The following is a 25,293-nucleotide window of genomic DNA, read 5'->3' on the forward strand; positions in this document are numbered from 1 at the left end:
TATTCCATTTACGTTGTTATAAACGCATAAAATCATTAAATAATGCCAGAAGCATCATACTGCCGAGCAGTACCATACCAATTTTTAGTCCAACCAATTGTATTTGTTCGGAAACAGGTTTACCACGAATTAATTCAACAAAATAGTAAACCAGATGTCCGCCATCAAGCATTGGAATGGGTAGTAGATTTAATATTCCTAAACTTACACTCATTAGCGCCATAAAGGAAATAAAAGTTTCCCAGCCCATTTCTGCGCTTTGTCCTGCCACTTTGGCAATGGTAATTGGACCTGATAAATTATCCAGACCAATTAGACCGCGTACCATTTTGACAATCGAGTTTAGAATCATCGAAGATAAATGTGCTGTTTTATCAAATGCCATTACCAGTGCTTCGCCTGGCGAGTAATGAATGGTCTGTTTATATTCTGCAGGAATGTTCAGTTTACCCGGATCGCTTTGTACGCCCAGCATACCGGTCACATTGCCCATATTGTCACGTTTACCTTGCGGCATGACCTCAAACTGAACCACCTGATTTTCGCGTAGTACATCCATTTTGAGTAATTTTTCTGGAGATGCCTGTACCACCTGCACCACATCAAACCAGTCTTTCATCTGAACGCCGTCAATAGCCAGGATCTTGTCGCCTTCTTTCAAACCTTGACGGATGGCTGCACCATCTTCACTCAGCTTGCTGATCACTGCCGGAATTTCTGGCCGATAAGGCAAGAACCCCAGGCTTTCTAGCGGCGATTGACTTTGATCTTTTAAATAGTTTTGAATCGGCAACTGGAACAATTTGTTTTCACCAGCGCGATCTGCCTGAATAGAAACCACACCAGTTTCACCAACACGATCCACCAAGGCATAACTGAGCTTTTCCCAAGTTTCCACCTGAGTACCATCCACAGCTACAATTTTGTCACCCGGCTGCATTTGTACGGTGGCAGCAGGCGTATTTGGTAAAACTTTACCCACACGGGTATTGAGCTGTTCTTGTGCCGGTAAAAATAACACCCAGAATAGAAGAACTGCAAAAATCAAGTTGATCAATGGACCCGCTGCCACGATGGCAATCCGCTTCCACGGATGCTGACGATTAAAAGCTTTGGGTAAGTCTTCTTCAGCAACATTACCCTCACGTTCATCCAGCATCTTGACGTAGCCACCCAAAGGTAAGGCAGACAATTGATACTGAATTCCGGATTTTTTCGAGGTCCATTTTAATAATGTTGGCCCAAATCCAATGGAATAGACCAATACTTTAACGCCCAGTTTACGCGCCACAATATAGTGACCGAACTCGTGAATCGCAATTAAGGGACCGAGTAAGAGAATTGCTGCGGCAATCATAAACAAGGCATTCATATCTTAACTTCCTTTACTCACAACGTATTGCTGTGATAAACCTCGTGCCATTTGATCTGCTTGCAAGATAGCCTCCAGATCATGTGCAGGTTGATTGTCCATCTGATTTAGGACATGCTCAACTACCTGAGGAATTTGGGTAAATCTGATCTGTTGATTTAAAAATGCAGCAACTGCAATTTCATTGGCCGCATTTAAAATCGTAGGTGCAATTCCGCCACTCTGCATGGCCTGACGGGCCAGTTTTAATGCAGGGAAACGGAGCATATCCGGTTCTTGAAAATTAAGTTGTGAATGCATAAACAGATCCAGTGGCACCACATGCGTACTAATACGCTCAGGCCATGCCAAAGCATGTGCAATAGGCGTGCCCATATCTGGATTACCCATTTGTGCCAAAGTCGAACCATCAACGTATTGAACCATGGAGTGAATAATACTCTGTGGATGCACAACAACTGTAACAAATTGTTCTTGAACTGCAAACAAATGGCAGGCTTCGATCAATTCTAAACCTTTATTCATCAAGGTAGCAGAATCGACTGAAATTTTTTGACCCATGGACCAGTTAGGATGCTTGCAAGCTTGGGCAGGTGTGACCTCTTCAAGTTGCTGCATGCTATGGTTCAGAAACGGCCCACCCGACGCGGTCAGCAGAATCTGGGATACACCCAGTTTGGGCTTGCCATGACGCTCTGCCTCAAAATAATGCTGTGGCAGACATTGGAAAATCGCGTTATGTTCAGAGTCAACGGGAAGCAGTAATGCCCCATGATCGCGCGCTGCCTGCATCATGATGTCACCCGACATCACCAAAGCTTCTTTATTGGCCAACAGTACGCGTTTACCCGCTTTCACAGCAGCCAATGTCGGCAATAATCCTGCAGCCCCAACGATTGCTGCCATCACAATATCAACATCAGCGTGTTCAGCCACAGCAATTAAACCGGCTTCATCTTGCAGAATTTCAATATTAGCCAAATGATGTTGCTGGAGTCGTTTTGAGAGTTCATCTACTTTTTCAGCCGGCACCACCGCCACTTTAGGACGGTATTGCCGGCAAATTTCAACCAGCTCCTCGATACGACTTTGCGCGGTCACAGCAAAAACCGAGTATGCTTCAGGATGTCGCTGCAAGATTTTTAAAGTACTTTGACCAATGGAACCTGTAGCACCCAGTATACAAACTGCTTGTGACATTTATAAATCTACACCAATAAGTTTTAAAACAGCCATACCTGCTGCAAAGATTGGAGCTGCAGCAAGCAAAGAATCAATACGATCCAGTACTCCGCCATGTCCTGGCAAAATTCGACCTGAATCCTTAATACCGGCACGACGTTTGATCATGGATTCAAACAGGTCACCCAGTACCGAACTAAATACTGTAACCACAGAGAGAATCAGGAATAAAATCAGTTCTGGCCAGGTCATATCCAGATAAAGTAAGGCAACTGCCGTTACAATCAGCATTGAAGTAACAATACCACCATACAGCCCTTCCACAGATTTATTAGGACTAACATTCGGCGCCAACTTTTTCTTGCCAAATTTACGACCCACAAAATACGCACCACTATCTGCGCCCCATACCAGTAAAAACAGGTACATCAGCCACCACGGTGAACTTTGCCAGACAGAGAAAATTGCAGTAACCGCAGCAGAGATCAGAACTACGCCGATTCCGTGCAGGCTGGCGTTGTACCAGCCATCATATTCAGGATAGGTTTTAACCCAGTAAATGCTGAGCAACCAAGTAATTATAGAAGCCACCCATAACAATAAGGCAACTTCGGCAAAATACAATGCCAAAGCTGAAAGTGCTGCAGTGAGCACTCCATATCCCCAAGCAACAGGTTTGATGACATATTTAAATTTTCGCGGCATGAGTTTGAACCACTCATAACCGGCCACCCCAGCAGCAAGAACCATCAATACAAACATTGGATAATGTGATTCGGTAGCAAACATACAGCTCAGTACAACTGCTACCAACACCAATGCGGTTATAATCCGCTCAAACATGTATTAATTCTCAAGTTTTTCCTGATGAATCTGTTCTGATGTTTTACCAAAACGACGTTCACGCCCGCCAAATACGGCAAGTGCATCATCAAGTTCTTCAACGGTAAATTCTGGCCATAGCGTCTCAGTGAAATACAGCTCTGCATAGGCTGCCTGCCACAACAGGAAATTCGACAGACGGAAGTCCCCACCCGTACGAATCAGCAGATCAACTGCAGGTAAATCACCAAGGCTGACATATTGACCAAATACATCAGTATTAATTGCATCAAGATCTAATTTATTTGTTAAAACATCGCTGGCAATTCGCTGTGCAGCTTGTGCCATATCCCACATACCACCATAACTGATTGCAATAGTGAGTGTCATACTATTGAAATTAGCAGTCCTTTCTTCGGCATGCAACATAAGCCCCTGTAATTCTGGGGACAAACGGCTGCGATCACCGATAAAGCGTAAGGCAATATTGAATTTTTCCATGCGGGGTAATTGTTCATGAATGGTGTCAACCAGCAATTTCATGAGCAATTCAACTTCAAACTGTGGACGATTCCAGTTTTCACTGGAAAAGGCAAATACAGTTAAAGCCTGGATATTTCTTTTTTTACAGTGTTCAACGATCGGATCCAGAACCGTTTTTCCTTCACGGTGTCCATCACCTTTCTGCATCTGATTTTTTTTGGCAAAACGATTGTTGCCATCCATAATGATGGCAACATGTTTCGGAAGACGGGAATTTTCTTCAGCAACGGTCATCGATGAATTAGACCTTCATCAATTCAGCTTCTTTCGCAGCCAAGCGCTTGTCAACTTCAGCAACAAATTTGTCAGTAATTTTCTGGATTTCGTCAGCAGCACGACGCTCTTCGTCTTCAGAAATTTCTTTTTCTTTTAACAAAGCTTTGATATCGCCCAATACATCACGGCGGATGTTACGGATCGCTACTTTGGCATTTTCTGCTTCATTACGCGCAACTTTTTGCATGTCACGACGCGTTTCTTCAGTTAACGCCGCCATCGGCACACGAATCGCATCTGCTGTAATTGGGTTCAGACCCAAGTCAGATTCACGAATCGCTTTATCAATTGCAGAAACCATTGAACGCTCGAAAGGCTGGATTAACAAAGTACGTGAATCTTCAACACCTACGTTTGCCACCTGGTTCAATGGAACGTCTGAACCATAGTAAGAAACCATCACGTTATTTAAAATTGATGGATGCGCACGACCGGTACGAACTTTTGCAAAACCATGCTCTAGAGATTCTAGAGTTTTGTTCATACGGTCTTCGCTGTCTTTTTTAAGATCGTTAATCATATGATCTTCCTTACTTAATTCTTGAAAAGAGGTTATTACTAAATTAGCGTGTAGTATAAAGTGCTTTGGTGCTCACGTCATTAATTGGTAACGTGAGTCCCTTCTTTTTCACCCATCACAACGGAAAGCAATGCGCCAGATTTATTCATATCGAATACTTGTAGCGGCACATTGTGATCACGACATAAACAGATTGCAGTTAAGTCCATCACACCCAGCTTTTCGTCCAGAACTTGGTCAAAAGTCAATGTGTCATATTTAACCGCATCATCATATTTGCTTGGATCTTTATTATATACGCCATCAACTTTGGTCGCTTTCAAGATCAAGTCTGATTCGATTTCAATACCACGTAAACAGGCAGCTGTATCTGTCGTAAAGAACGGATTACCTGTACCTGCCACGAATACACACACTTCACCCTGAGTCAGGTGACGGATCGCATCACGGCTTGAGTAAGACTCAACTACAGCACCAATTGGCAATGCAGACATTAAACGGGTTTTAATATTACGGCGCACCAAAGCGTCGCGAAGTGCTAAACCGTTCATGACTGTTGCCAGCATACCCATCTGGTCACCAGTTACGCGGCCAACCAGACCATCTTTTTGTAGCTGACTACCGCGATACAGGTTACCACCACCCACAACAATACCTACTTGTACGCCTAAACCCACGAGGTGCGCAATAGAAAGTGACATTTGATCGAGCACTTGTGCATCGATCCCCATGTCTTTATTGCCTGCCAGCGCTTCACCAGAAAGCTTTAACAGGATGCGACCAAAGCGTGGCTTTTTAGAATCCAACATCATCAAACTCCAAAGTATTCAATTTAAATTTTTTTAATTCAAAATCTTAAGCAGACTTGATTGAAATGAGTTTTGCATACAGATCGTATTCATCTGCATCAGTAATTTCGACTTCAAGTAAATCCCCCGCCTTGATGACGCTTTTATCGATATCTTCAACAAAAACATTACCATCAATTTCAGGTGCATCTGCATAAGAACGCGCAACCGCTACCGGGAATTCATCTTCCAGGTCATCTACCAGCACAGTCATGGTCTGACCGATACGTTTTTGGAGTTTGGCTGCCGAGATTTCTTGCTGAACCTGCATGAAACGCTCATAACGCTCTTGTTTAATTTCTTCAGGAACGTGATCTGGCAAATCATTTGCTGTCGCACCTTCAACTGGCGAATAGGTAAAACATCCCACACGATCCAGCTGGGCTTCTTTCAGCCAGTCCAGTAACATCTGGAAGTCTTCTTCAGTTTCACCCGGGAAGCCCACCACGAATGTTGAACGCAACACCAGATCAGGACATTTCTCGCGCCAGATTTTCAAACGCTCCAGTGTATTTTCACTGTGCGCAGGGCGCTTCATCAGTTTGAGAATTTTTGGACTCGCGTGCTGGAATGGAATATCCAGATAAGGCAGGATTTTACCTTGTGCCATCAGGTCAATCACAGCATCCACATGCGGATACGGGTAAACATAGTGCAAACGCACCCAGATTCCCAACTGACCTAATGCTTCACACATGTCATAGAATTTGGTTTTAACCGGCTGGCCATTCCAGAAATCCAGCTTGTATTTCGTGTCCAGGCCATAAGCAGAAGTATCCTGGGAGATGACGAGTACTTCTTTTACACCGGCACGTTTCAGCGCTGCAGCTTCATCAAGCACAGAACCGACTGGACGTGAAACCAGATCGCCACGCATGCTTGGAATAATACAGAAGGTACAACGATGGTTGCAGCCTTCAGATATTTTCAGATAAGCATAGTGTTTTGGCGTCAGGCGGATGCCTTGCTCTGGAACCAGATCAATAAATGGATTGTGTTTTGGCGGCTCAGGTACGTATTGATGAACCGCATCCATAACTTCTTTATATGCCGCTGCACCTGTCACTTTCAGGACATTGGGATGCATTTGGCGAATCTTGTCTTCGTCTTTACCTAGACAACCTGTTACGATCACGCGACCATTCGCGCTCATCGCCTCACCAATCGCATCTAGCGATTCTTGCACTGCGGATTCAATGAAACCACAGGTATTTACTACAACTAAATCAGCACCGTCATAATCCGAAGCGACGTCATAACCTTCAGTCTTTAACTGGGTTAAAATACGTTCAGAATCTACCAATGCCTTAGGACAACCTAAAGATACAAAACCGACTTTGGGGGACTTCATGAATTTTCGCTCTACTAGAATGCGCGTATTGTATGTCTTTTCGCATCATAAAAATAGTTGAAAACCTGACTCTTTGCATCATGCACTAAAATATTGCCATAAAATATTCAACATACCCACTCATGCACCAAAATGAATCATTTTAGATTTACAGCCTCAATTTAATCCGCTATATCTAAGATGAATTGTGTTGCTCTGTCACATTTCTGCATTTCATCGCAATAAATAATCTCTCGTCATAAAAGTTGGCGTGCATCTTGCATCAAATCAGAACTTAAAATTGATTAAATTGCTTTATGAAGATGCCATTGCGCCATTTTAATACAGGAACAAACCCGCGAATGGATCAAATTATTCCGATCGACTATCGTGCTTTAGTGGACAATATGACCACGTGTATTTTATTGATAGACCGCGATCTTAATATTTATTATCTGAATTCTGCCTGTGAAGCCTTATTTGATGTGAGCTTATTCCGCGCGAGCGGCACATCCGTACTCAATATTCTGCAAAACCCGACAGATGAGTTCAATACCGAAGAAGCCCTGAATAATACTTTAAGTACGGGACAACCTTATACACGCCGCGAAGCCACTATTCTGGTCAACTTTAAAGACATTCATGTTGACTACACTGTTTCTCAGCTAAATCTGGGCAAACCTTATCATCCGCTACTGCTCATCGAACTCAATCCTCGCGATCGCATGTTAAAAATCTCGCGTGAAGAAAATCTGCTGCAACAGCATCAGGTAGCGCGTCAGCTGATTCGCGGTGTTGCGCATGAAATCAAGAATCCCTTGGGTGGCATTCGCGGGGCGACTCAACTCCTGGCACGCAGTTTGAATGATCCACAATACAAAGAATTTACCGACATTATTATTAGCGAAGTGGATCGACTCAGAAATCTGGCCGATACCATGCTCGGTTCACGCCAGCTTCCGAGCTATGAACTGGTCAATGTGCATGAACCTCTGGAACGGGTGCGTTCACTGATTGCCAATCAGACCAAAAAGAAAATCAAGATTACCCGGGATTACGACCTGTCCTTACCGGAAGTTCTGGCAGACCGCGACCAATTGATTCAGGTCATTTTGAATATTTGCGCCAATGCCGTACAGGCCATGACCGAGAACAAGGAGTTCTTTGTCGAACATCAACCGGAACTGATTTTAAGAACCCGGATTCAGCGTCTCTTTACCATTAACGGGGTGATTCACCGCTCTGTAGTAAGGATTGATATTGAAGACAACGGTCCAGGTGTGCCGGAAGATATTATCGAATCGGTGTTTTATCCGCTGGTCACCAGTCGCGCAAAAGGTACCGGACTGGGCCTCAGTATTGCTCAAAATATTATTCATCAGCACAACGGCATGATCGAGTGTCAGTCCGTGGCTGGAAAAACCGTCTTTAGCTTATATTTACCTTGGGAGTCGAATCATGTCGCGAAATAAAATATGGGTGATTGATGACGATCGCGCCATGCGCTGGGTACTGGAAAAGACCTTTAAAGAGGAAGGTCTGGATGTGACCAGTTTTGAAGAAGCACAATCTGCACTAGACCAACTGAGTCTGGAGGCACCCGATGTGATTTTGACCGATATCCGCATGCCGGGTATTGATGGACTTACCTTCCTGGGCAAGGTTAAACACAGTTATCCTGACCTACCTGTCATTATTATGACGGCGCATTCAGACTTAGAATCGGCTGTTTCTAGCTATCAAACTGGTGCTTTTGAATATCTGCCTAAGCCTTTTGATATTGATGAAGCACTGGCGCTGGTAAATCGTGCAATTTTACATATCACCAAGCTACAGCAACAAGAATCAGCAAAAGCGGCTCCACCAATTCAATCTACCGAAATTATTGGTGAATCGCCTGCCATGCAGGAAGTGTTTCGTGCCATTGGCCGTTTATCACAATCGCATATTACCGTGTTGATTAATGGTGAGTCTGGTACAGGTAAAGAACTGGTAGCGCATGCCCTGCATCGTCATTCACCACGCAGCTCAAAACCTTTTATTGCCCTCAATATGGCGGCGATTCCAAAAGACCTGATCGAAACTGAACTTTTCGGCCATGAGAAAGGTGCATTTACCGGTGCTAATACCCAGCGCCAAGGTCGTTTTGAACAGGCAAATGGCGGTACGCTGTTTTTAGATGAAATTGGCGATATGCCATTTGAGACCCAGACCCGTTTATTGCGTGTCCTAGCCGATGGAGAGTTCTACCGAGTTGGCGGTCATATTCCGGTTAAGGTCGATGTGCGTATCGTGGCAGCGACACATCAGGATCTGGAAAAACTGGTTCATGAGGGTCGCTTCCGTGAAGACTTGTATCATCGACTGAATGTAATTCGTATTCATATTCCAAAACTGGCACATCGCAGTGAAGATATTCCGATGCTGGCGCAGCATTTTCTGGCGCGTGCCGGAAAGGAACTTGGGGTCAATCCAAAGATTTTGCGTCCTGAAACCCAGGAATATATGCAAAAATTGCCGTGGCAAGGTAACGTACGTCAACTTGAAAATACCTGTCGCTGGCTGACAGTAATGATCACAGGCCGTGAAGTCTATCCTGAAGACTTGCCACCTGAACTAAAACAGATTCCAATTCATCAGCAGGATCCGGGCGCGCCAATTCCAACGCTGAACCAGATCGCACCGCATCACTGGGATGAATTACTGGGTCAATGGGCGATGCAGAAACTCAAAAACGGTGAAATGAAACTTCTGGATGTTGCGACGCCGATGTTTGAACGCACCTTGATTAATGCAGCCTTGCAACAAACCCGTGGCCGTAAACGTCATGCCGCAGAACTTTTAGGTTGGGGTCGTAATACTTTAACGCGCAAGCTTAAAGAACTGGGCATGGATACTACGGATGATGAAATCGAAGAAGAAATAGAAAGTTAATCTTTCCATATAAAAAAGCGCCGATTGGCGCTTTTTTATTGATGATGATTTATGCAGTAAAACCCACATAGCGGAAATACCCATCTATGCCCAGATCAGACTTATATATCAGATAATTTGAATAAGTCGCTTGGGTGATTTCATCCAGCATATTCACCTGATCATCATTGGCATGCAGATCATCTACAGAACGCGGCATGCTGTGCTCGAATTCATCCGTCATATATTCAAAGCCAATATCCATGGCAATAAACAGGGTATGTTCACAAGGTTGCACATACTGCTCTTCTGCCCAATCAATCACGTTGTGCTGACAATGTGGACAGGCAATATTATCAGTGGCCTGAATCGAGAGTGGAATAAGTTGATAAGCCATATAAAAATCAATCTGTTTGCTATTCGTATATTTTAGCAAATTTTATGGACTGACTTTATTCAATTAAAAGTCTCGACGATAAAAAAGGGAATTTTCAGATTCCCTTTTTGTATTGATAGATCTCAATGATTAATTACTTATGAGCAGCCTTATAACGTGATAGTGCAGTGACGGCTACTGCCGATACGACCACTGCTGGTAAACTTGCCACAAGAATACCTGTGGTGCCCAAACCTAATGCCAGAATTTTTCCAGTTAATAATGGTCCAGTCATCGCCCCTAAACGCCCTAAAGAGATCGCACTGCCCACGCCTGTCACTTTGCCTGCGCCTGAGTAAAAAATCGGTGAGATCCCATATAGAATAGATTGACCACCCGTAGAGAAAATGCCACCCATGACTCCCGCCAAAATTAATAACGGAATAGAAGTTGTGGTGAATAACAATACCAAGGCAACAAACAAGCCACTATAAATGATAATCGCCATTTGCCAGAGCTTTAAACGGTCCAGTAAATAACCCAGGCTTAGGGTTCCAATGACAGCGCCCACCTGGAACACCAACATCACCAAAAATGCCTGCTGTTTCTGCAAACCTTGTTCCATAAGTAAATTTGGCAACCAGCTAATCAAAATATAATTGATCATCAAGGTAAAAAAGAAGCCAACCCAAAGAGGCACTGTATTTTTATACTGTCGCTGCTTGAACAACACCTCAGCCATTCCCGGCACAGCTTCGCCAGAAACCGGTACTTCCGCATTCACTTTAGGCTTATCTTTAAGAATAAATGCCATCAATGGAATCAGTGCTAAAGGCGTTAATCCCCCAATCAGGAATAAGGTTTGCCATTGAATATCCGGAAGTAGCATAGCCAGACCGGCAACAAAGATCGCCCCTACCGGTAAACCACAATACATCAGACTATTTAGCTTGCCACGGTTGGCTTCGGTTGCTTCATCACCGACGACTGAAATCATGGTTGGCATTGCCGCACCCAAACCCAGACCGGTAAAGAAACGCGCTGCATATAAAACTTCGACGCTTGGTGCAATTGCAGTCAGCGACATGAACAGACCAAAAATAGTCACAGAAAGCATTAGGACTTTCTTTTGTCCCAAATAGTCCGCAATACGTCCGCCAAAGAATGCGCCAAATAGCATTCCAAAGACACCCAGACTAAATACATAGCCCATTTGGATTTGATCTAAACTAAAGCTTGCCGCAATTCCTTTCGCTGCAATCCCGGGAGCTTGAAGGTCAAAACCTTCAAAAAATGCGACCCAAAAACATAAGAATATGGTTAATATTTTTTGGGCTTTTCCGCTATATGGCTGCGCCATGACTGATCTCCATCAATAATTCACAAACCGTTTGATAGTGTGACGATCCGTTGCATTATTCTTAACCTAATCTTGATAGAGAAATAGCACGACAATAGTCGGGTTTAAGCACATCAACATGTGTAAATACCCTCCAAATTAGACCTAAAAGATTGTATTTATAGACTTAACACATCTTAATAATATTTATTATATATATTTATCAAACACTTAATTTAATTGTAGTTATTTTTAATTCAACGATAGTCAAAACTTATACAAAACTACGAGCCGATAAAAAGCCCGCTTAACGCGGGCTTTTTTAGCGCAAAATCTTAAGCAGATTTCTTTGCTTGTGCATTCTTACGAATTGTAATCATCACCAGTTGAACTGCTGCAGGGGTTACACCTGGAATACGACTGGCTTGCGCCAATGTTTCAGGACGAACATCTTTCAGTTTCAGGGTAATTTCACGGGACAGACCTGACACGATGTCATAATCGAAATCCGCAGGAATACGGGTTTCTTCAAGACGTTTCATTTGTGCGACGTCTTCATGCTGACGATTAATATAACCCGCATATTTCACTGCAATTTCAATTTGCTCACCGACAAATGGTGATACTTCAGAATTGGTTAACTCTGCAATTTGAGCAAATGAAATGTTTGGACGTTTCAACAAATCAATCGCCGAACATTCTTTAGACAGGTCTGAACCGGTCATCTCAACGAATTTCTTACCCATTGGGTTATTTGGTGCGGCCCACAAGTGTTGCAAACGGCCTGTTTCTTTTTCCACTGCTTCCATTTTCTCACAGTATACTGCCCAACGCGCGTCATCCACCAGACCCATTTCACGACCAATGGCTGTTAAACGCTGATCTGCGTTATCTTCACGCAGCATCAAACGGTATTCGGCACGTGAGGTGAACATACGGTATGGTTCTTTGGTACCTAATGTGATCAGGTCATCGACCAGAACACCCATGTATGCTTCATCACGTTTTGGCGTCCATTGCTCCTGATCCCAAGCACGGCGTGCAGCGTTCAAGCCTGCAAGCAAACCCTGCGCACCCGCTTCTTCATAACCGGTTGTGCCGTTGATTTGACCGGCGAAATACAAGTTATTAATTGCTTTGGTTTCAAGGGTAAATTTCAACGCTTGTGGGTTGAAATAATCGTATTCAATGGCATAGCCCGGACGAAGAATGTGCGCATTTTCCATACCACGGATCGAGCGAACCAGTTCAAACTGAACGTCGAACGGTAAAGAAGTCGAAATACCATTTGGATAAAGCTCATGTGTATCCAGGCCTTCAGGCTCCAGAAAGACTTGGTGAGAATCTTTATCGGCAAAACGGTGAATTTTATCTTCAATCGATGGGCAGTAACGTGGACCCACACCTTCGATCACACCAGTGTACATTGGTGAACGGTCTAAACCGCCACGAATGATTTCATGTGTGCGTTCATTAGTATGCGTGATATAGCAATTTACCTGCTCAGGATGCATTGATGCATCGCCCATGAATGACATGGTTGGAGACGGGAAATCACCCGGCTGTGGCGTCATCACAGAGAAATCGACTGAACGTGCATCAATACGCGGTGGTGTACCTGTTTTTAAACGACCCACTGGAAGTTGAAGTTCACGCAAACGATGTGCAAGTGAAATAGATGGCGGATCACCAGCACGACCACCGCTAGATTTCTCCAGACCAACGTGGATGACACCACCTAAGAATGTACCCGCTGTCAGCACCACAGTTTTCGCATCAAAACGGATACCCATTTGGGTAACCACACCTTTAACGGTATCGCCTTCAACAATCAGGTCATCTGCGGCTTGCTGAAAAATATCAAGGTTTGCTTGGTTTTCTAATGTTTCGCGAATAGCCGCTTTATAACGTACACGGTCCGCCTGCGCACGTGTTGCACGTACTGCAGCACCTTTACGCGAGTTCAAAATACGGAATTGAATACCGCCTTTATCGGCAGCCAGTGCCATCGCACCGCCCAAGGCATCAATTTCACGCACCAAATGCGATTTACCAATACCACCGATGGCCGGGTTACAGCTCATCTGCCCTAAAGTCTCAATGTTATGAGTTAAGAGTAAAGTCTGTCGACCCATACGCGCTGCAGCCAGAGCCGCTTCCGTACCGGCGTGACCGCCACCGATAACAATGACATCGTATACTTTAGGATAATGCATAGTGGTAATTGAGAGATAAAAAAGAATAGCTGAGCATTATAGCAAATTTCACTCTAAAGTAGACAGATTCAGTTGAATTTATCCTGAGATAAATCGCACTTAACTCGCATAACAATAAAGCACTGTAATTTAACTTTGCAGAGGAACTATATAAATTAAACATATAAGCTGAGAAATTTACTCGATTTGCATTGTTTAATCTCGCGCATTTTTTAATCTATATGTTGGTTACATTACAAACAAAGGTATAAAAGATGAATAAGAATATTTTCCTCTCAACCGTTCTATGTGGTTTATGTTTTGCGCCATTTGCTGCATCAGCGAATGATAAGGTCGAAACCATTTATAATGCACAAAAGTACCAACAGGTTTGTAAAGGCAAATCCCAAGGTGCACAAGTCAGTTTTGCCTATCGCGGCATTATCTGGAATGGTACCTGTGAGCCGCAGTTTTTCGCTTCATCCAAAAATGCTTCAATCAAAGGCGATGAAGCCGAACTCATGAGTACCTGTAGCGGCAACAGTGGTGCGACTACTGCCACCATCAATGGTGCCGAAGTCAAAGGTAAATGTGCATTAGGCTTTATGCCACCACGCCCTCAGGGACAATCTCAGATGCAAAGCCAACCGATGCAGCCACATATGCAAAACCAGCCTATGCAGCATCAGATGAACCAGCCAGCACAGCCTGATTCACCAATGCAAGGCCAGCCCGGTATGTAGCCGATATATATCTAAATAGTTTAGATTTCAAGTAAAAGCTTTGACGGGCAAAGTGACTGCATTTTGCCCGTTTTTTATTGCTTATTTATTCATCTAGGCTAAACTCGAAATATACCTATAAATGTATAATAAAAAGGCAATTTCATGGATTCGGGGTTTTTTAGTGTTTTTTTGCCAATTACATTGGCAATCATGATGATGGGGCTGGGGCTAGAACTCACCATCAAAGATTTCCTGCGCTTAAGTCGCTATCCTAAAGTCATTTTTATTACTTTATTTGCGCAGTTAGTCCTATTACCCAGCATTGCTTTTTTTATTTGTCTGATTTTGGACTTGCCCGCTTTGCTTGCTGTAGGTCTGATGCTGCTGGCCGCCTCGCCCGGTGGTCCAACCGCAAACCTGTTTAGTTACATATATAAAGGTGATGTAGCACTAAATATTACTCTAACCGCCATTAATACCATCATCTCTATTTTTACCTTGCCCTTTATTGTCAATCTGTCCTTACACTACTTTATGAGTCATGACTCAAACGTGACTTTTCCAGTTGAAAAGATTGTACAAGTGTTTTTAATTACCTTGATTCCCGTGATCATGGGTATGCTGCTTCGAGCCAAATTTCCAAACCTGTCGATTACTGTCAGCAGGCCCATGCGCTTACTCTCTATCGGTTTTCTAACCATCCTATTCATATTCGCCATTTTCAGAGAACGTTCGAATTTGGTCGAATACTTTGCCAATATTGGTACAGCAACTGCGATTTTATGTTTTTCCAGCCTGTTTATTGGCTATTGCATTCCTTTACTCATGGGCATTCCAGAGAAAATGGCACGCGCCTGTACCTTTGAAATTGGCATTCATAACACTGCCATTGCGCTGACTATTGCGATTTCGGTTCTGAATAATGTCACGATGGCCATTCCAGCAGGCATTTATACAATTTTCATGTACAGTTTCGCCACCATTTTCGGTGTGCTGATTAGCCGCCAACAAGTGGTGTATAGCAATAAAAGTCGTTTATCAGATTTGTAATTTATTTGGCTGATTCTGCTATAAGGCTGTATGCTTTTCCAAAGAAAATCAGAAGTATTAAAACAATTTTCGACAAGGAGCATACAGATGGATTCTGGCCTTATAACGATATTACTGCCGCTGGCACTTGCAATCATCATGATGGGGCTTGGCCTTGAACTGACGCCTCGGGACTTTAGCCGTGTCACTCGCCACCCCAAAGCCGTATTTATAGCATTGTTCTGCCAACTGGTTGTTCTGGTTGGCATTGCCTTTTTGCTTTGCAAACTATTCGCTTTAACCCCCTTGCTCTCGGTCGGGTTGATGCTCCTGGCGGCTTCGCCCGGGGGTGCAACGGCCAACCTGTTTAGCTATCTGTTTAAAGGTGACTTAGCCCTCAATATCACTTTGACTGCTATCAACTCAGTCATCGCAGCAATTACCTTACCTTTAATTATTAATTTTTCGATCATGCATTTTATGCAGGATAGCCAGCAAGTTGGCCTGCAATTCGGCAAGATTCTGCAAGTCTTTGCGATCATCCTGATTCCGGTGGGAATTGGCATGCTGATTCGGCGCTATGCACCAAGCGTGACAGCAAAACTGAATCGGCCGTTGCGGATTTTTTCCATTGGCTTTTTGGTGCTGATTATTATTGCCACACTTATTAAAGAACGCACAAATATCGGCGAATACCTGACCCAGGTTGGCCTGGCGACTGCCTTATTCTGCATCCTGAGCCTGAGTATTGGTTATCTGATTCCACGACTACTGAACATTAATAGCGCTCAAGCCCGTGCCAGTGCATTTGAAATTGGCATTCATAACAGCACCCTCGCCATGACTATTGCCCTGACCGTGATTGGCAGTGCTGCTGTGGCGATCCCAGCCGCGGTTTATTCTATCTTTATGTATATCTTTGCTGCAATTTTTGGCAGTCTATTGAATCGGCTTGCACCACTCCCGGCGCAAACACCTTTAACGAATCTGGATTAGATAAGCTCTGGAACTGTTCAAAGGATGCCTCAGGCATCCTTTTTATTTTGGGAATGGATCAAGAAGATAGCAGCGTTGAGTCTGAACTTCCGTTACAATAGCTTTTTGAAAAATGTATAAAGGTTATTTCTGTGAAGTGGTTACAAATTCATATTATGGTTGAACAGGCTCAGGTTGATTTTACTGAGACATTACTCAGCTCGCTAGGCGCAGTGAGTGTGACTTTGGATGATGCTGAAAACCAGGATTTGCTGGAACCACTTCCAGGTGAAACGCCACTCTGGAATAAAGTGATTGTGACCGGTATTTATGCGCAGGAAGAAGGCGAAGAAATCGATGTTGCCGCACTAGAAACCTTTATTCGTGCACAAATGCCAGATGCTCCGATCCGTCATGAGTTGATTGAAGATCAGGCTTGGGAACGTACTTGGATGGATGCCTATGAGCCCATTCAGATTGCTGATAAATACTGGATCGTACCGGAGTGGATGGAAGCACCTGATGCCGAGGCGGTGAACATCAAGCTTGATCCAGGTCTGGCTTTCGGAACAGGCAACCACGCTTCAACTTTCCTGTGCTTACAATGGCTCGGAAAGATTGATGTGAAAGATAAAATTGTCATCGATTATGGCTGTGGCTCAGGCATTCTCGCGGTAGCTGCACTTCTCTTAGGTGCGAAAAAAGCATATGCCACTGATATCGATCCACAAGCTGTACTGGCGACTCAGCAAAATGCTGAACTGAATGGCGTACTGGACAAGCTTTATGTCGGACTGCCAGAAGAATTTAGAGATGAGCTCGGCAATACCAAAGCTGACGTCTTTGTTGCCAATATTCTGGCAGCACCACTGATGATGCTGGCTCCTGAGTTCGCAACTTTAATTAAATCTGAGGGACAGTTCGCACTTGCCGGAGTAATTGAAGAGCAAGTTGCTGATGTTACTAGCATTTACTCAAATTATTTTGATATATTAGAAGTAGAAAAACGAGATGAGCACTGGTGCCGTATCTCGGGTAAACGCCATAAGAATGAATGAGCCTATAAATAATCCATGAGTGACAAAAGAACCCATTGCCCTACCTGTTCCACCACCTATAAAGTCACAGTTGCTCAACTCACCGTTGCGCAGGGTATGGTTTGCTGTCCCAAATGTACCACCTCATTTAATGCCTTATCGCATTTGGTGACCGAAACCCGGAATTCGGTCACCGCCTCAATGTCTCACGCTCAGTCGAGCTCCAGCGAATTCAGCAAAACTGATGCTCAAAATAGACCAGGTGTTTATCACACGGATCAGCAGCATCGTCATAGCCTGCTACAGATTTTTGACCAAAAAGTTGAACATTCCAATATTGATCTGGAAACCTATTTAAATAACTTGAATTATTTCAGTACCGAACCGATTTCAGTCCTACCGAGCATGAACTGGGAAGATCAGGCAGAAAAGCAGGCTAAGCGCGGGCCAATGTACTATATAGGCTGGAGTTTACTCAATCTGTCGCTGTTTAGCCTGCTGCTGTTTCAATTTTTTTGGTTCAATCCGCAATACATCAAAAACAGTCACGTCATGAGTCTGGCCTTTAACAGTGCTTGTGAAGTGTTTAATTGTTCCAATCTGGAAAAATACTACACACTAATTCAGGTTAATAAAGTCAAAATCAAGGCAACCGGTAATAATGAAGCTGAGTTTAGCGGTGAGCTGATTAATTTTCATGACCGTAGTCTGGCTTTACCAATTTTAAGAATCAATCTGGAACATCGCGGTGAAGTGATTGCAACTTATAACCTGTCCTCCGAAGAGTACTTGATTGAAAGTTTAGTCAATATTCAGCGCATTCCGAAAAACAGCCCGTTTAAATTCAAATTTAAGCTTCCAGTCGATCGCAAAAGCTTTGATCGCTATACTTTGGAAATAATTCGCCCCTAATCTACTGAGAAAGCATTAAAAAATTAAAAAAAGTTAAAAAAAATGCAGTTTTCTTGCTCACTTTTGCTTAGACAATGGTATGATACGCGCCACGAAAGCTATGTGCTGCAACTCCTCGCGACTTTTTCACAACAAATACAGTCTTGCCTAATGCGCTATAAAATTTATTGCGTATCGTGCAGATTTTTTTGTTTTGATTTTGGTCAGTAACAAAACTTTAACTATTGTTACGCTTATTTTTCGACCAAATCGCAGAGATGTGTCAAGCTACAGGCTCAATGTAATGACTAAGTTTTAGAACTTCCGTTTTAGGATCTAAAATGGAGTTCATTTCAATTTCTAGACCACTTTTATATATCACTTTACCCAAGTGATATTTGTTTTTCGGATTAATTCGCATGAATAGCAAATCTCCTATTTTTACTGCACAATCTGATGTTGCTTTACGTATCCACGTAGATCGCGCAGTTCGCCACTATTTTGCACAACTGCAGGGCGAGCAACCATCTCAGGTATACGACATGGTGCTAGCAGAAATGGAGAAACCTCTTCTATCTGTAGTTCTAGAATATACACGTGGTAACCAAACACGTGCTGCCGAGATCCTCGGACTCAACCGTGGTACTTTACGTAAAAAGTTAAAAGCTCACGGTTTAATGAGTGAATAAATGATAAAATGCTTGCGGCTTCCGCAGGCATTTTTTTTAACCTGTAAATTGCTGATTTTGTTTTATTCTGTTCCTTGAAAACTGTGACGAAGATCATGACTATTAAACGCGCTTTAATCTCTGTGTCTGACAAGACTGGTATTGTTGAATTTGCACAAGAACTTGCTGCTCTAGGGGTAGAAATTTTATCTACAGGTGGTACCTACAAATTGTTGAAAGACAATAATGTGGCTGTAGTTGAAGTTTCGGAGCATACAGGTTTTCCAGAGATGATGGACGGCCGTGTAAAAACACTACATCCAAAAATTCATGGGGGTATCCTGGCTCGTCGTGGTCTAGACGAAGCTGTGATGGCTGAACACAACATTGATGCTATTGATTTAGTCGTTGTAAACCTTTATCCATTTGCTGCAACGGTAGCCAAACCAAACTGTTCACTTGCTGATGCTATCGAAAACATCGACATCGGTGGTCCTACCATGGTTCGTGCTGCAGCAAAAAACCATGCATCTGTAGGTATCATCGTAAATGCTTCTGACTATGCAACTGTCGTTGCCGAGCTTAAAGCTGAGGGTGCTTTATCTCATGCAACTCGTTTTGACCTAGCAGTAAAAGCATTTGAACATACTGCTCAATATGACGGCATGATCGCATCTTACTTAGGCGCTCGCGTAGGTAAAGAAGAAGGTCAGGCAGACAAATTTGCACGTACTTTCAATACTCAATTGAACAAAGTTCAAGACCTTCGTTACGGTGAAAACCCGCATCAAGCTGCTGCATTCTATGTAGAAGACACAGCGACTGAAGCTTCTGTTTCAACAGCGAAACAGCTTCAAGGTAAAGAACTCTCTTATAACAACATCGCAGATACTGATGCAGCACTTGAATGTGTGAAATCATTTGCGAAGCCTGCTTGTGTGATCGTTAAACACGCTAACCCATGTGGCGTTGCAGTATCTTTAGACGGTATTCAAGCAGCTTATGATCTTGCGTATGCAACAGATCCTGAATCTGCTTTCGGTGGCATCATTGCATTCAACCGTGAATTAGACGTTGCAACTGCACAAGCGATTGTAGATCGTCAATTCGTTGAAGTGATCATTGCACCGAGCGTTGCTGAAGGCGTTCTTGAAGTAACAGGCGCGAAGAAAAACGTACGCGTACTTGTATGTGGCGAACTTCCAGCAATCGATGCGCGTCAATCGCAACTTGACTACAAACGCGTAAACGGTGGTTTGTTAGTTCAAGATCAAGACTTGGGCATGATCACTAAAGATGATCTTAAAGTAGTCACCAAACGTGCGCCGACTGAACAAGAAATCGATGACATGATCTTCGCTTGGAAAGTAGCGAAATACGTAAAATCTAACGCGATTGTGTATGCTAAAAACCGTCAAACCATTGGTGTTGGCGCAGGTCAAATGAGCCGTGTTAACTCTGCTCGTATTGCTGCAATTAAAGCTGAACATGCTGGCTTGGTGGTTGAGGGTGCTGTCATGGCGTCTGACGCATTCTTCCCATTCCGTGATGGTATTGATAACGCTGCGAAAGCGGGTATCAAATGCATTATCCAACCGGGTGGTTCTATGCGTGATGAAGAAACGATTGCTGCGGCTGACGAAGCTGGTATTGCAATGGTGTTCACTGGTATGCGTCACTTCCGTCACTAATTAATTTTAAATCCTCCCTAGCCCTCCTTAATAAAGGAGGGTTTTCTATATCATAGTAGAGCGAAGGGAGTCCCCCTTTTATCAAAGGGGGATTTAGGGGGATTCTATTTCAGAAGGATTTTTTTTAATGAATATTTTAGTTTTGGGTAATGGTGGTCGTGAACATGCACTTGCATGGAAAATCGCGCAAGATGATAAAGTCGCAAAAGTATTTGTAGCACCGGGTAATGCAGGTACTGCAACAGAAAATAAATGCGAAAATGTTGCCTTAAATATTTTAGACAATGCTGCGATTATCGACTTTGCAAAAAGCAATGCGGTTGATTTAGTGGTTGTTGGTCCTGAAGCACCACTTGTAAATGGTGTTGTAGATGCATGCCGTGAAGCTGGCGTTAAAATTTGGGGTCCAACTCAATTTGCTGCGCAGCTTGAAGGCTCTAAAGCATTCGCTAAACACTTCCTTAAACGCCATAACATTCCAACGGCTTTCTATGACGTATTTACTGAAGTAGATGCTGCGAAAGCATTTGTTGAGAAAAATGGTGCGCCAATCGTGATCAAGGCTGATGGTCTTGCTGCAGGTAAAGGCGTAATCGTTGCCATGACCAATCAAGAAGCATTTGCAGCAATTGATGACATGCTTGCAGGCAACAAATTTGGCGATGCAGGTTCTCGCGTAGTGATCGAAGAATTCCTTGCTGGTGAAGAAGCATCATTCATTTGTATGATCGATGGCGACAACATCTTGCCAATGGCAACATCTCAAGACCATAAGCGTATTTTTGAAGGTGACCAAGGTCCAAACACTGGCGGTATGGGTGCTTACTCTCCTGCGCCTGTTGTGACTGCTGACGTATTTGAAAAAACCATGAATGAAGTGATGCGTCCTACCGTTGAAGGTATGAAAAAAGACGGGCATGTTTATACAGGTTTCTTATACGCTGGTTTGATGATTGACGAACAAGGTCAACCAAAAGTAATTGAGTTTAACTGTCGTTTTGGTGATCCTGAAACTCAGCCAATCATGATGCGTTTAAAATCATCTTTGGTGGATCTCGTTGAAGCTGGTATTGCAGGTAACTTACCTGCTGAAGCTGAATGGGATGAGCGCAAGACTGTTGGTATCGTTTTAGCGTCAAAAGGCTACCCAGAAACTTCAAGCAATGGTGATGTGATTTCAGGCTTAGACACTGAAATGACTGATGCGAAAGTGTTCCATGCAGGCACTAAAGCCAATGAAAATGGCGACATCGTAACTGCTGGCGGTCGTGTACTTTGTGTGACTGCACTCGGTAATACCATTGGTGAAGCGCAAGCAAAAGCGTTAGAGCTTTGTGAAAAAGTGACTTTCGACGGCGTTCAATATCGTAAAGATATTGGTTACCGCGCAGTTGCTCGTGAAAATTCTTAATTTCGGTTAAGTATCAAAAACCCCGATTCGTTCGGGGTTTTTTTATTTTTTATAATTTATTTTTTACAATGTAAGCTAGTAGCTCTTTACCTTTATCAGTAATTATCACTTTACTTGCTGTGCCCGTATTTGTTAGTTTCTGTTGTTGCATTAAATTATGGATGATTAATTTTGGTGCCAAATCATAGAATATAAAATAATCATAATCTGATGAATTCATTGAGTTGTTTGCACCAACTGTCAATTTATCTTTAAAACTTTTTATTGCTTTTAATACAGTAATCTCATCTGGGAAATTATTTTCTTCTGATTGTATTCTCTTTAAGCTAACCTTTTCTTGAGAAAATAACTCAATTAACCCCACAATTTCTTCTGATGTATTATTACTTGTTTTCTGTCTTTTTAATACGATATTCTCTTGGTTCAGTTTGCTAATTTCTTGTTGTAGCCCCATGATCTGATCTAAATACTCTTGAGGATTCTGTACAGAACCTGCTCTAATCCAACCGACCACCTGATTTTCTTTTTGTAGTTGCCCAATACTTTCATGTACTGCTAATTTGATATCTTTATTATCTTCAAAGAACGAACACATGTAAGATGTAACCTTAGTTTTAAAATCTTTAAATTTAGCTTGGTTCTCAAGTTCTAAAACAGCAGATCCATCCAATTTAATTTTTGCTTGAAGTGCATGATCTTGCATAACCACTGCAAATAAAGGTTTGTTTTGTTCTAATGCATAATTATATTCCAACTCAGTATAACTTAATCCTGATTCAGTCTCGATAGATCCATAACGACCACCTAATATCAGCATATAAATATCAGATTCATCAATCCATTTTTTAATAATTTCCCACTGACTTTTATTTGATGCTGTAAATAGCTCCATACCAGCAGGAATATGACCAGCTTTTAAAATTGCTTCCACAGCAGCTTGTCTTTCATTTATTAAATCTAGATATGTAGATGATATAAAAATTTGATATTTTTTCATAAGTACTTTGAATTAATTTAATTTTCTTCTATTTTAGTAATATTACATATTTTTACAACCAATGATTATTCAGTAAGCTTAGCTATTATGATGACTGATATCCAAACCCCTCGCCTCATCCTTCGCCAATGGCAAGATTCCGACACTGCCCCATTTATCCAAATGTGTGCAGATGACGAGGTCATGCGCTACTTCCCTAAAAAACTCGATGCGGCTGAGGCAACTGCTTTTCTTGAACGTATTCGTAATGCTATTGATACACGTGGTTGGGGACTCCTTGCCGTAGAACTCAAAGCTACAGGCGAATTCATCGGTTTTATTGGCTTACACGTGCATCCACCTGAGCTTAAAATTGCCGATGCCCCTGAAATTGGCTGGCGCTTGTTACCGCAATACTGGAACCAAGGCTATGCAACTGAAGGAGCCAAAGCGGTACTGAAATATGCCTTTAGAACCCTGCGCCTAGAGAAAGTCATTTCTTTTACTGCCTGCATCAACACACCATCAGAACGTGTCATGCAAAATATTGGCTTAGAAAAAGTGGGAGAGTTTGATCATCCACTTGTACCTGCCGATCATATCTTGTGTAGACACGTACTCTATGAAAAACAGCGTTCAGATTATCTGTATATTCCCTTCTGTTAAAACAAGCTTGTAGTATCATGACCTGAGAAGACCAAGATCAGATACTAAGCTTAGTTAATATAAAGGAAAGATTTATCTCGTTAATGATAGAATTTTCTTAATTTGCCAAAAATCAGATATTTTCTTTAATTTATCTATATGCATTTTTTATATTTCTATCTTACAAAATCTTATAAAGATCAGTATTTAGACATATCTATTAAAGCCATATTTTCAATATAAATAATATATTGTTTTAATTAATATTTTCTTTAAAAGATCTTTTTTATATTCGACTAAAGAGATAAGCAAGGCTTTTCTATCCAGTATATCGAATATAGATTTATTGCTATGATATCCACAACTTCAGAGCCCCTAAACCTTTCCATGTACTTATAAAATATCTATTTTCTCTCTCCAAAATAGATCAAGTACATCAGATTTGGGCTGCCTCTGACTTGATCAAGTTCATCAGAACTGTTGCTGCACGCTTGCATCTTCTGATCTCAAGCCCTCCTTAGCAATGATCAAGCCACCTACTTAGATCGTAATAAAACTCTTATTTAACACGATTTAAAAATGCTTATACTCTAGGCAAGAATAGAATTAGGACAATTTCATGAAAAAGTTACTTGGCGTTATCTTGAGTGCCTCTGTATTGACTTTAACTGGGTGTGGTAAACAGGAAGCGCCTGCCACTGATGCAGCGCAAACTAAAGATGCAAATGGTCTTCAAACTGTAACTATGGCTTCGACCGGTTCAGATGCAGACGTATGGCGTTATATCGCGACCCTGCCTGAAACCAAAGCAGCTGGCATCAAACTTGATGTGAAAAATTTCACTGACTATGTGTCAATGAACACGGCAGTAGCCAACAAAGAAATTGATGTGAATGCATTCCAGTCTTATGCCTATATGGTGGCTTATAACGATGCCAACACAGCCAAAATTGCGCCTCTATCTACCACTTATTTAGAGCCAATGGGCATTTACTCAAGCAAAGTAAAATCTTTGAATGAGTTTAAAACCGGTGCGACCATTGCCATTCCGAATGACGGCGCAAACGAATCACGTGCATTATTGCTTTTACAATCGGCAGGTCTGGTTAAGTTAAAAGCTGGTTTTGACAATGTCAAAGGCACAACGTCTGATGTGACCGAAAATGCAAAACAAATCGTGATTAAGCCGATTCAAATGGCGACTGCAGTACGCGTAAAAGACGAAGTGGATGCGATTGTGCTGGGCAATACCCTGGCAATGGAAGGTGGTTTAAACGTATTAAAAGATGCGATTTACTATGAGCCAATTGATCAAAGCACAAAAATGAACGTCAACGTATTAGCGGTTGCAGCAGACCGTCAAAACGATCCAGTCCTGCAAAAAGTAGGTGCGTTGTATCATACGCCAGCAGTAAAAGCATATGTTGATGAACATTTTGGTGGTACGAAAGTTGCGGTAAACAAACCGGTGACGTATTTAACTGAATCAAAATAGTACTATAATAGACTTTTAGAACAGGCAAGGACGA

At 42.6% G+C, this 25,293-nt stretch carries 23 protein-coding genes; 12 read left to right on the forward strand and 11 right to left on the reverse strand.

Going from position 1 to position 25,293, the window contains the following annotated elements; all coding sequences use genetic code 11:
• Window positions 1-16: 16 nt before the first annotated feature.
• The 7 genes from rseP to rimO all read right to left on the reverse strand — a co-directional run bounded on the left by rseP (window position 17) and on the right by rimO (window position 6,914).
• Window positions 17-1,372 (reverse strand): RIP metalloprotease RseP, encoded by a 1,356-nt coding sequence (rseP, locus tag Q9R21_RS00360; RefSeq protein ID WP_311203473.1) that lies wholly within the window; start codon window positions 1,370-1,372, stop codon window positions 17-19.
• 3 nt (window positions 1,373-1,375) lie between these two features.
• Window positions 1,376-2,572, reverse strand: coding sequence for a 1-deoxy-D-xylulose-5-phosphate reductoisomerase (gene ispC / locus Q9R21_RS00365; RefSeq protein ID WP_311203474.1), 1,197 nt, complete (start codon window positions 2,570-2,572; stop codon window positions 1,376-1,378).
• Entirely contained in the window at window positions 2,573-3,397 is an 825-nt protein-coding gene (locus Q9R21_RS00370; RefSeq protein ID WP_004646715.1) for a phosphatidate cytidylyltransferase, read from the reverse strand.
• A gap of 3 nt (window positions 3,398-3,400) precedes the next feature.
• Entirely contained in the window at window positions 3,401-4,153 is a 753-nt protein-coding gene (gene uppS / locus Q9R21_RS00375) for a polyprenyl diphosphate synthase (RefSeq protein WP_004279884.1), read from the reverse strand.
• 7 nt (window positions 4,154-4,160) lie between these two features.
• Window positions 4,161-4,715 (reverse strand): ribosome recycling factor, encoded by a 555-nt coding sequence (frr, locus tag Q9R21_RS00380; RefSeq protein ID WP_004279885.1) that lies wholly within the window; start codon window positions 4,713-4,715, stop codon window positions 4,161-4,163.
• Between the two features lie 80 nt (window positions 4,716-4,795).
• Window positions 4,796-5,524, reverse strand: coding sequence for a UMP kinase (pyrH, locus tag Q9R21_RS00385; protein WP_004279886.1), 729 nt, complete (start codon window positions 5,522-5,524; stop codon window positions 4,796-4,798).
• 46 nt (window positions 5,525-5,570) lie between these two features.
• On the reverse strand, window positions 5,571-6,914 hold the full coding sequence (rimO, locus tag Q9R21_RS00390; RefSeq protein ID WP_005107200.1) for a 30S ribosomal protein S12 methylthiotransferase RimO: 1,344 nt from the start codon (window positions 6,912-6,914) through the stop codon (window positions 5,571-5,573).
• Window positions 6,915-7,255: 341 nt separating this feature from the next.
• Between rimO and glnL the strand changes: the two genes are divergently transcribed.
• Both glnL and glnG read left to right on the forward strand, forming a co-directional pair.
• Window positions 7,256-8,365 carry a nitrogen regulation protein NR(II) gene (glnL, locus tag Q9R21_RS00395; protein ID WP_311203475.1) on the forward strand — a complete coding sequence of 370 codons (1,110 nt, stop codon included), beginning with the start codon at window positions 7,256-7,258 and terminating at the stop codon, window positions 8,363-8,365.
• Window positions 8,352-9,827: a nitrogen regulation protein NR(I) gene (gene glnG, locus Q9R21_RS00400; RefSeq protein ID WP_180181322.1), complete on the forward strand. Its 1,476-nt coding sequence runs from the start codon at window positions 8,352-8,354 to the stop codon at window positions 9,825-9,827. The genes glnL and glnG overlap by 14 nt, the downstream gene beginning before the upstream one ends.
• 49 nt (window positions 9,828-9,876) lie before the next feature.
• Here the strand turns inward: glnG and Q9R21_RS00405 are convergent, their stop codons facing one another.
• From Q9R21_RS00405 to mnmG, 3 genes are all read right to left on the reverse strand, one after another.
• Window positions 9,877-10,203 (reverse strand): hypothetical protein, encoded by a 327-nt coding sequence (locus Q9R21_RS00405; RefSeq protein WP_004279890.1) that lies wholly within the window; start codon window positions 10,201-10,203, stop codon window positions 9,877-9,879.
• 133 nt (window positions 10,204-10,336) lie between these two features.
• Complete coding sequence (gene mhpT, locus Q9R21_RS00410; RefSeq protein WP_311203476.1) at window positions 10,337-11,542, reverse strand: 3-(3-hydroxy-phenyl)propionate transporter MhpT; 1,206 nt, start codon at window positions 11,540-11,542, stop codon at window positions 10,337-10,339.
• A 314-nt stretch (window positions 11,543-11,856) separates the two neighbouring features.
• Window positions 11,857-13,737 carry a tRNA uridine-5-carboxymethylaminomethyl(34) synthesis enzyme MnmG gene (gene mnmG, locus Q9R21_RS00415; protein WP_311203477.1) on the reverse strand — a complete coding sequence of 627 codons (1,881 nt, stop codon included), beginning with the start codon at window positions 13,735-13,737 and terminating at the stop codon, window positions 11,857-11,859.
• 254 nt (window positions 13,738-13,991) lie between these two features.
• Between mnmG and Q9R21_RS00420 the strand changes: the two genes are divergently transcribed.
• The 8 genes from Q9R21_RS00420 to purD all read left to right on the forward strand — a co-directional run bounded on the left by Q9R21_RS00420 (window position 13,992) and on the right by purD (window position 22,143).
• On the forward strand, window positions 13,992-14,459 hold the full coding sequence (locus tag Q9R21_RS00420; RefSeq protein ID WP_004279893.1) for a hypothetical protein: 468 nt from the start codon (window positions 13,992-13,994) through the stop codon (window positions 14,457-14,459).
• A 144-nt stretch (window positions 14,460-14,603) separates the two neighbouring features.
• On the forward strand, window positions 14,604-15,491 hold the full coding sequence (locus tag Q9R21_RS00425; RefSeq protein WP_005100861.1) for a bile acid:sodium symporter family protein: 888 nt from the start codon (window positions 14,604-14,606) through the stop codon (window positions 15,489-15,491).
• 87 nt (window positions 15,492-15,578) lie between these two features.
• Window positions 15,579-16,466 carry a bile acid:sodium symporter family protein gene (locus tag Q9R21_RS00430; protein WP_311203478.1) on the forward strand — a complete coding sequence of 296 codons (888 nt, stop codon included), beginning with the start codon at window positions 15,579-15,581 and terminating at the stop codon, window positions 16,464-16,466.
• Window positions 16,467-16,597: 131 nt separating this feature from the next.
• The gene (prmA, locus tag Q9R21_RS00435; RefSeq protein ID WP_311203479.1) at window positions 16,598-17,503 is read left to right on the forward strand and encodes a 50S ribosomal protein L11 methyltransferase; all 906 of its coding nucleotides are present in this window, start codon (window positions 16,598-16,600) and stop codon (window positions 17,501-17,503) included.
• Between the two features lie 15 nt (window positions 17,504-17,518).
• A complete protein-coding gene (locus Q9R21_RS00440) occupies window positions 17,519-18,394 on the forward strand; it encodes a DUF3426 domain-containing protein (protein WP_195724826.1) in 876 nt (291 codons plus the stop codon).
• Window positions 18,395-18,792: 398 nt separating this feature from the next.
• Complete coding sequence (fis, locus tag Q9R21_RS00445; RefSeq protein WP_001086304.1) at window positions 18,793-19,062, forward strand: DNA-binding transcriptional regulator Fis; 270 nt, start codon at window positions 18,793-18,795, stop codon at window positions 19,060-19,062.
• A gap of 95 nt (window positions 19,063-19,157) precedes the next feature.
• Window positions 19,158-20,732 carry a bifunctional phosphoribosylaminoimidazolecarboxamide formyltransferase/IMP cyclohydrolase gene (gene purH / locus Q9R21_RS00450; RefSeq protein WP_004646700.1) on the forward strand — a complete coding sequence of 525 codons (1,575 nt, stop codon included), beginning with the start codon at window positions 19,158-19,160 and terminating at the stop codon, window positions 20,730-20,732.
• A gap of 127 nt (window positions 20,733-20,859) precedes the next feature.
• On the forward strand, window positions 20,860-22,143 hold the full coding sequence (gene purD, locus Q9R21_RS00455) for a phosphoribosylamine--glycine ligase (protein WP_311203480.1): 1,284 nt from the start codon (window positions 20,860-20,862) through the stop codon (window positions 22,141-22,143).
• A gap of 49 nt (window positions 22,144-22,192) precedes the next feature.
• On the opposite strand, the gene Q9R21_RS00460 is transcribed toward purD, so the two are convergent.
• Window positions 22,193-23,140 carry a DUF4062 domain-containing protein gene (locus Q9R21_RS00460; RefSeq protein WP_311203481.1) on the reverse strand — a complete coding sequence of 316 codons (948 nt, stop codon included), beginning with the start codon at window positions 23,138-23,140 and terminating at the stop codon, window positions 22,193-22,195.
• Between the two features lie 87 nt (window positions 23,141-23,227).
• On the opposite strand from Q9R21_RS00460, the gene Q9R21_RS00465 reads away from it, so the two are divergent.
• Window positions 23,228-23,785, forward strand: coding sequence for a GNAT family N-acetyltransferase (locus Q9R21_RS00465; protein WP_311203482.1), 558 nt, complete (start codon window positions 23,228-23,230; stop codon window positions 23,783-23,785).
• Window positions 23,786-24,383: 598 nt separating this feature from the next.
• Window positions 24,384-25,259 carry a MetQ/NlpA family ABC transporter substrate-binding protein gene (locus Q9R21_RS00470; RefSeq protein WP_005100876.1) on the forward strand — a complete coding sequence of 292 codons (876 nt, stop codon included), beginning with the start codon at window positions 24,384-24,386 and terminating at the stop codon, window positions 25,257-25,259.
• Window positions 25,260-25,293: the final 34 nt, after the last annotated feature.

The sequence above is a fragment of the Acinetobacter sp. RG5 genome (assembly GCF_031844265.1).
GTDB lineage: Bacteria > Pseudomonadota > Gammaproteobacteria > Pseudomonadales > Moraxellaceae > Acinetobacter.

Coding starts and splice junctions, on each gene's coding strand:
- rseP (WP_311203473.1), bottom strand. CDS start 1,372: ATGAATGCCTTGTTTATGATTGCCGCAGCAATTCTCTTACTCGGTCCC.
- ispC (WP_311203474.1), bottom strand. CDS start 2,572: ATGTCACAAGCAGTTTGTATACTGGGTGCTACAGGTTCCATTGGTCAA.
- Q9R21_RS00370 (WP_004646715.1), bottom strand. CDS start 3,397: ATGTTTGAGCGGATTATAACCGCATTGGTGTTGGTAGCAGTTGTACTG.
- uppS (WP_004279884.1), bottom strand. CDS start 4,153: ATGACCGTTGCTGAAGAAAATTCCCGTCTTCCGAAACATGTTGCCATC.
- frr (WP_004279885.1), bottom strand. CDS start 4,715: ATGATTAACGATCTTAAAAAAGACAGCGAAGACCGTATGAACAAAACT.
- pyrH (WP_004279886.1), bottom strand. CDS start 5,524: ATGTTGGATTCTAAAAAGCCACGCTTTGGTCGCATCCTGTTAAAGCTT.
- rimO (WP_005107200.1), bottom strand. CDS start 6,914: ATGAAGTCCCCCAAAGTCGGTTTTGTATCTTTAGGTTGTCCTAAGGCA.
- glnL (WP_311203475.1), top strand. CDS start 7,256: ATGGATCAAATTATTCCGATCGACTATCGTGCTTTAGTGGACAATATG.
- glnG (WP_180181322.1), top strand. CDS start 8,352: ATGTCGCGAAATAAAATATGGGTGATTGATGACGATCGCGCCATGCGC.
- Q9R21_RS00405 (WP_004279890.1), bottom strand. CDS start 10,203: ATGGCTTATCAACTTATTCCACTCTCGATTCAGGCCACTGATAATATT.
- mhpT (WP_311203476.1), bottom strand. CDS start 11,542: ATGGCGCAGCCATATAGCGGAAAAGCCCAAAAAATATTAACCATATTC.
- mnmG (WP_311203477.1), bottom strand. CDS start 13,737: ATGCATTATCCTAAAGTATACGATGTCATTGTTATCGGTGGCGGTCAC.
- Q9R21_RS00420 (WP_004279893.1), top strand. CDS start 13,992: ATGAATAAGAATATTTTCCTCTCAACCGTTCTATGTGGTTTATGTTTT.
- Q9R21_RS00425 (WP_005100861.1), top strand. CDS start 14,604: ATGGATTCGGGGTTTTTTAGTGTTTTTTTGCCAATTACATTGGCAATC.
- Q9R21_RS00430 (WP_311203478.1), top strand. CDS start 15,579: ATGGATTCTGGCCTTATAACGATATTACTGCCGCTGGCACTTGCAATC.
- Q9R21_RS00440 (WP_195724826.1), top strand. CDS start 17,519: ATGAGTGACAAAAGAACCCATTGCCCTACCTGTTCCACCACCTATAAA.
- fis (WP_001086304.1), top strand. CDS start 18,793: ATGAATAGCAAATCTCCTATTTTTACTGCACAATCTGATGTTGCTTTA.
- purH (WP_004646700.1), top strand. CDS start 19,158: ATGACTATTAAACGCGCTTTAATCTCTGTGTCTGACAAGACTGGTATT.
- purD (WP_311203480.1), top strand. CDS start 20,860: ATGAATATTTTAGTTTTGGGTAATGGTGGTCGTGAACATGCACTTGCA.
- Q9R21_RS00460 (WP_311203481.1), bottom strand. CDS start 23,140: ATGAAAAAATATCAAATTTTTATATCATCTACATATCTAGATTTAATA.
- Q9R21_RS00465 (WP_311203482.1), top strand. CDS start 23,228: ATGATGACTGATATCCAAACCCCTCGCCTCATCCTTCGCCAATGGCAA.
- Q9R21_RS00470 (WP_005100876.1), top strand. CDS start 24,384: ATGAAAAAGTTACTTGGCGTTATCTTGAGTGCCTCTGTATTGACTTTA.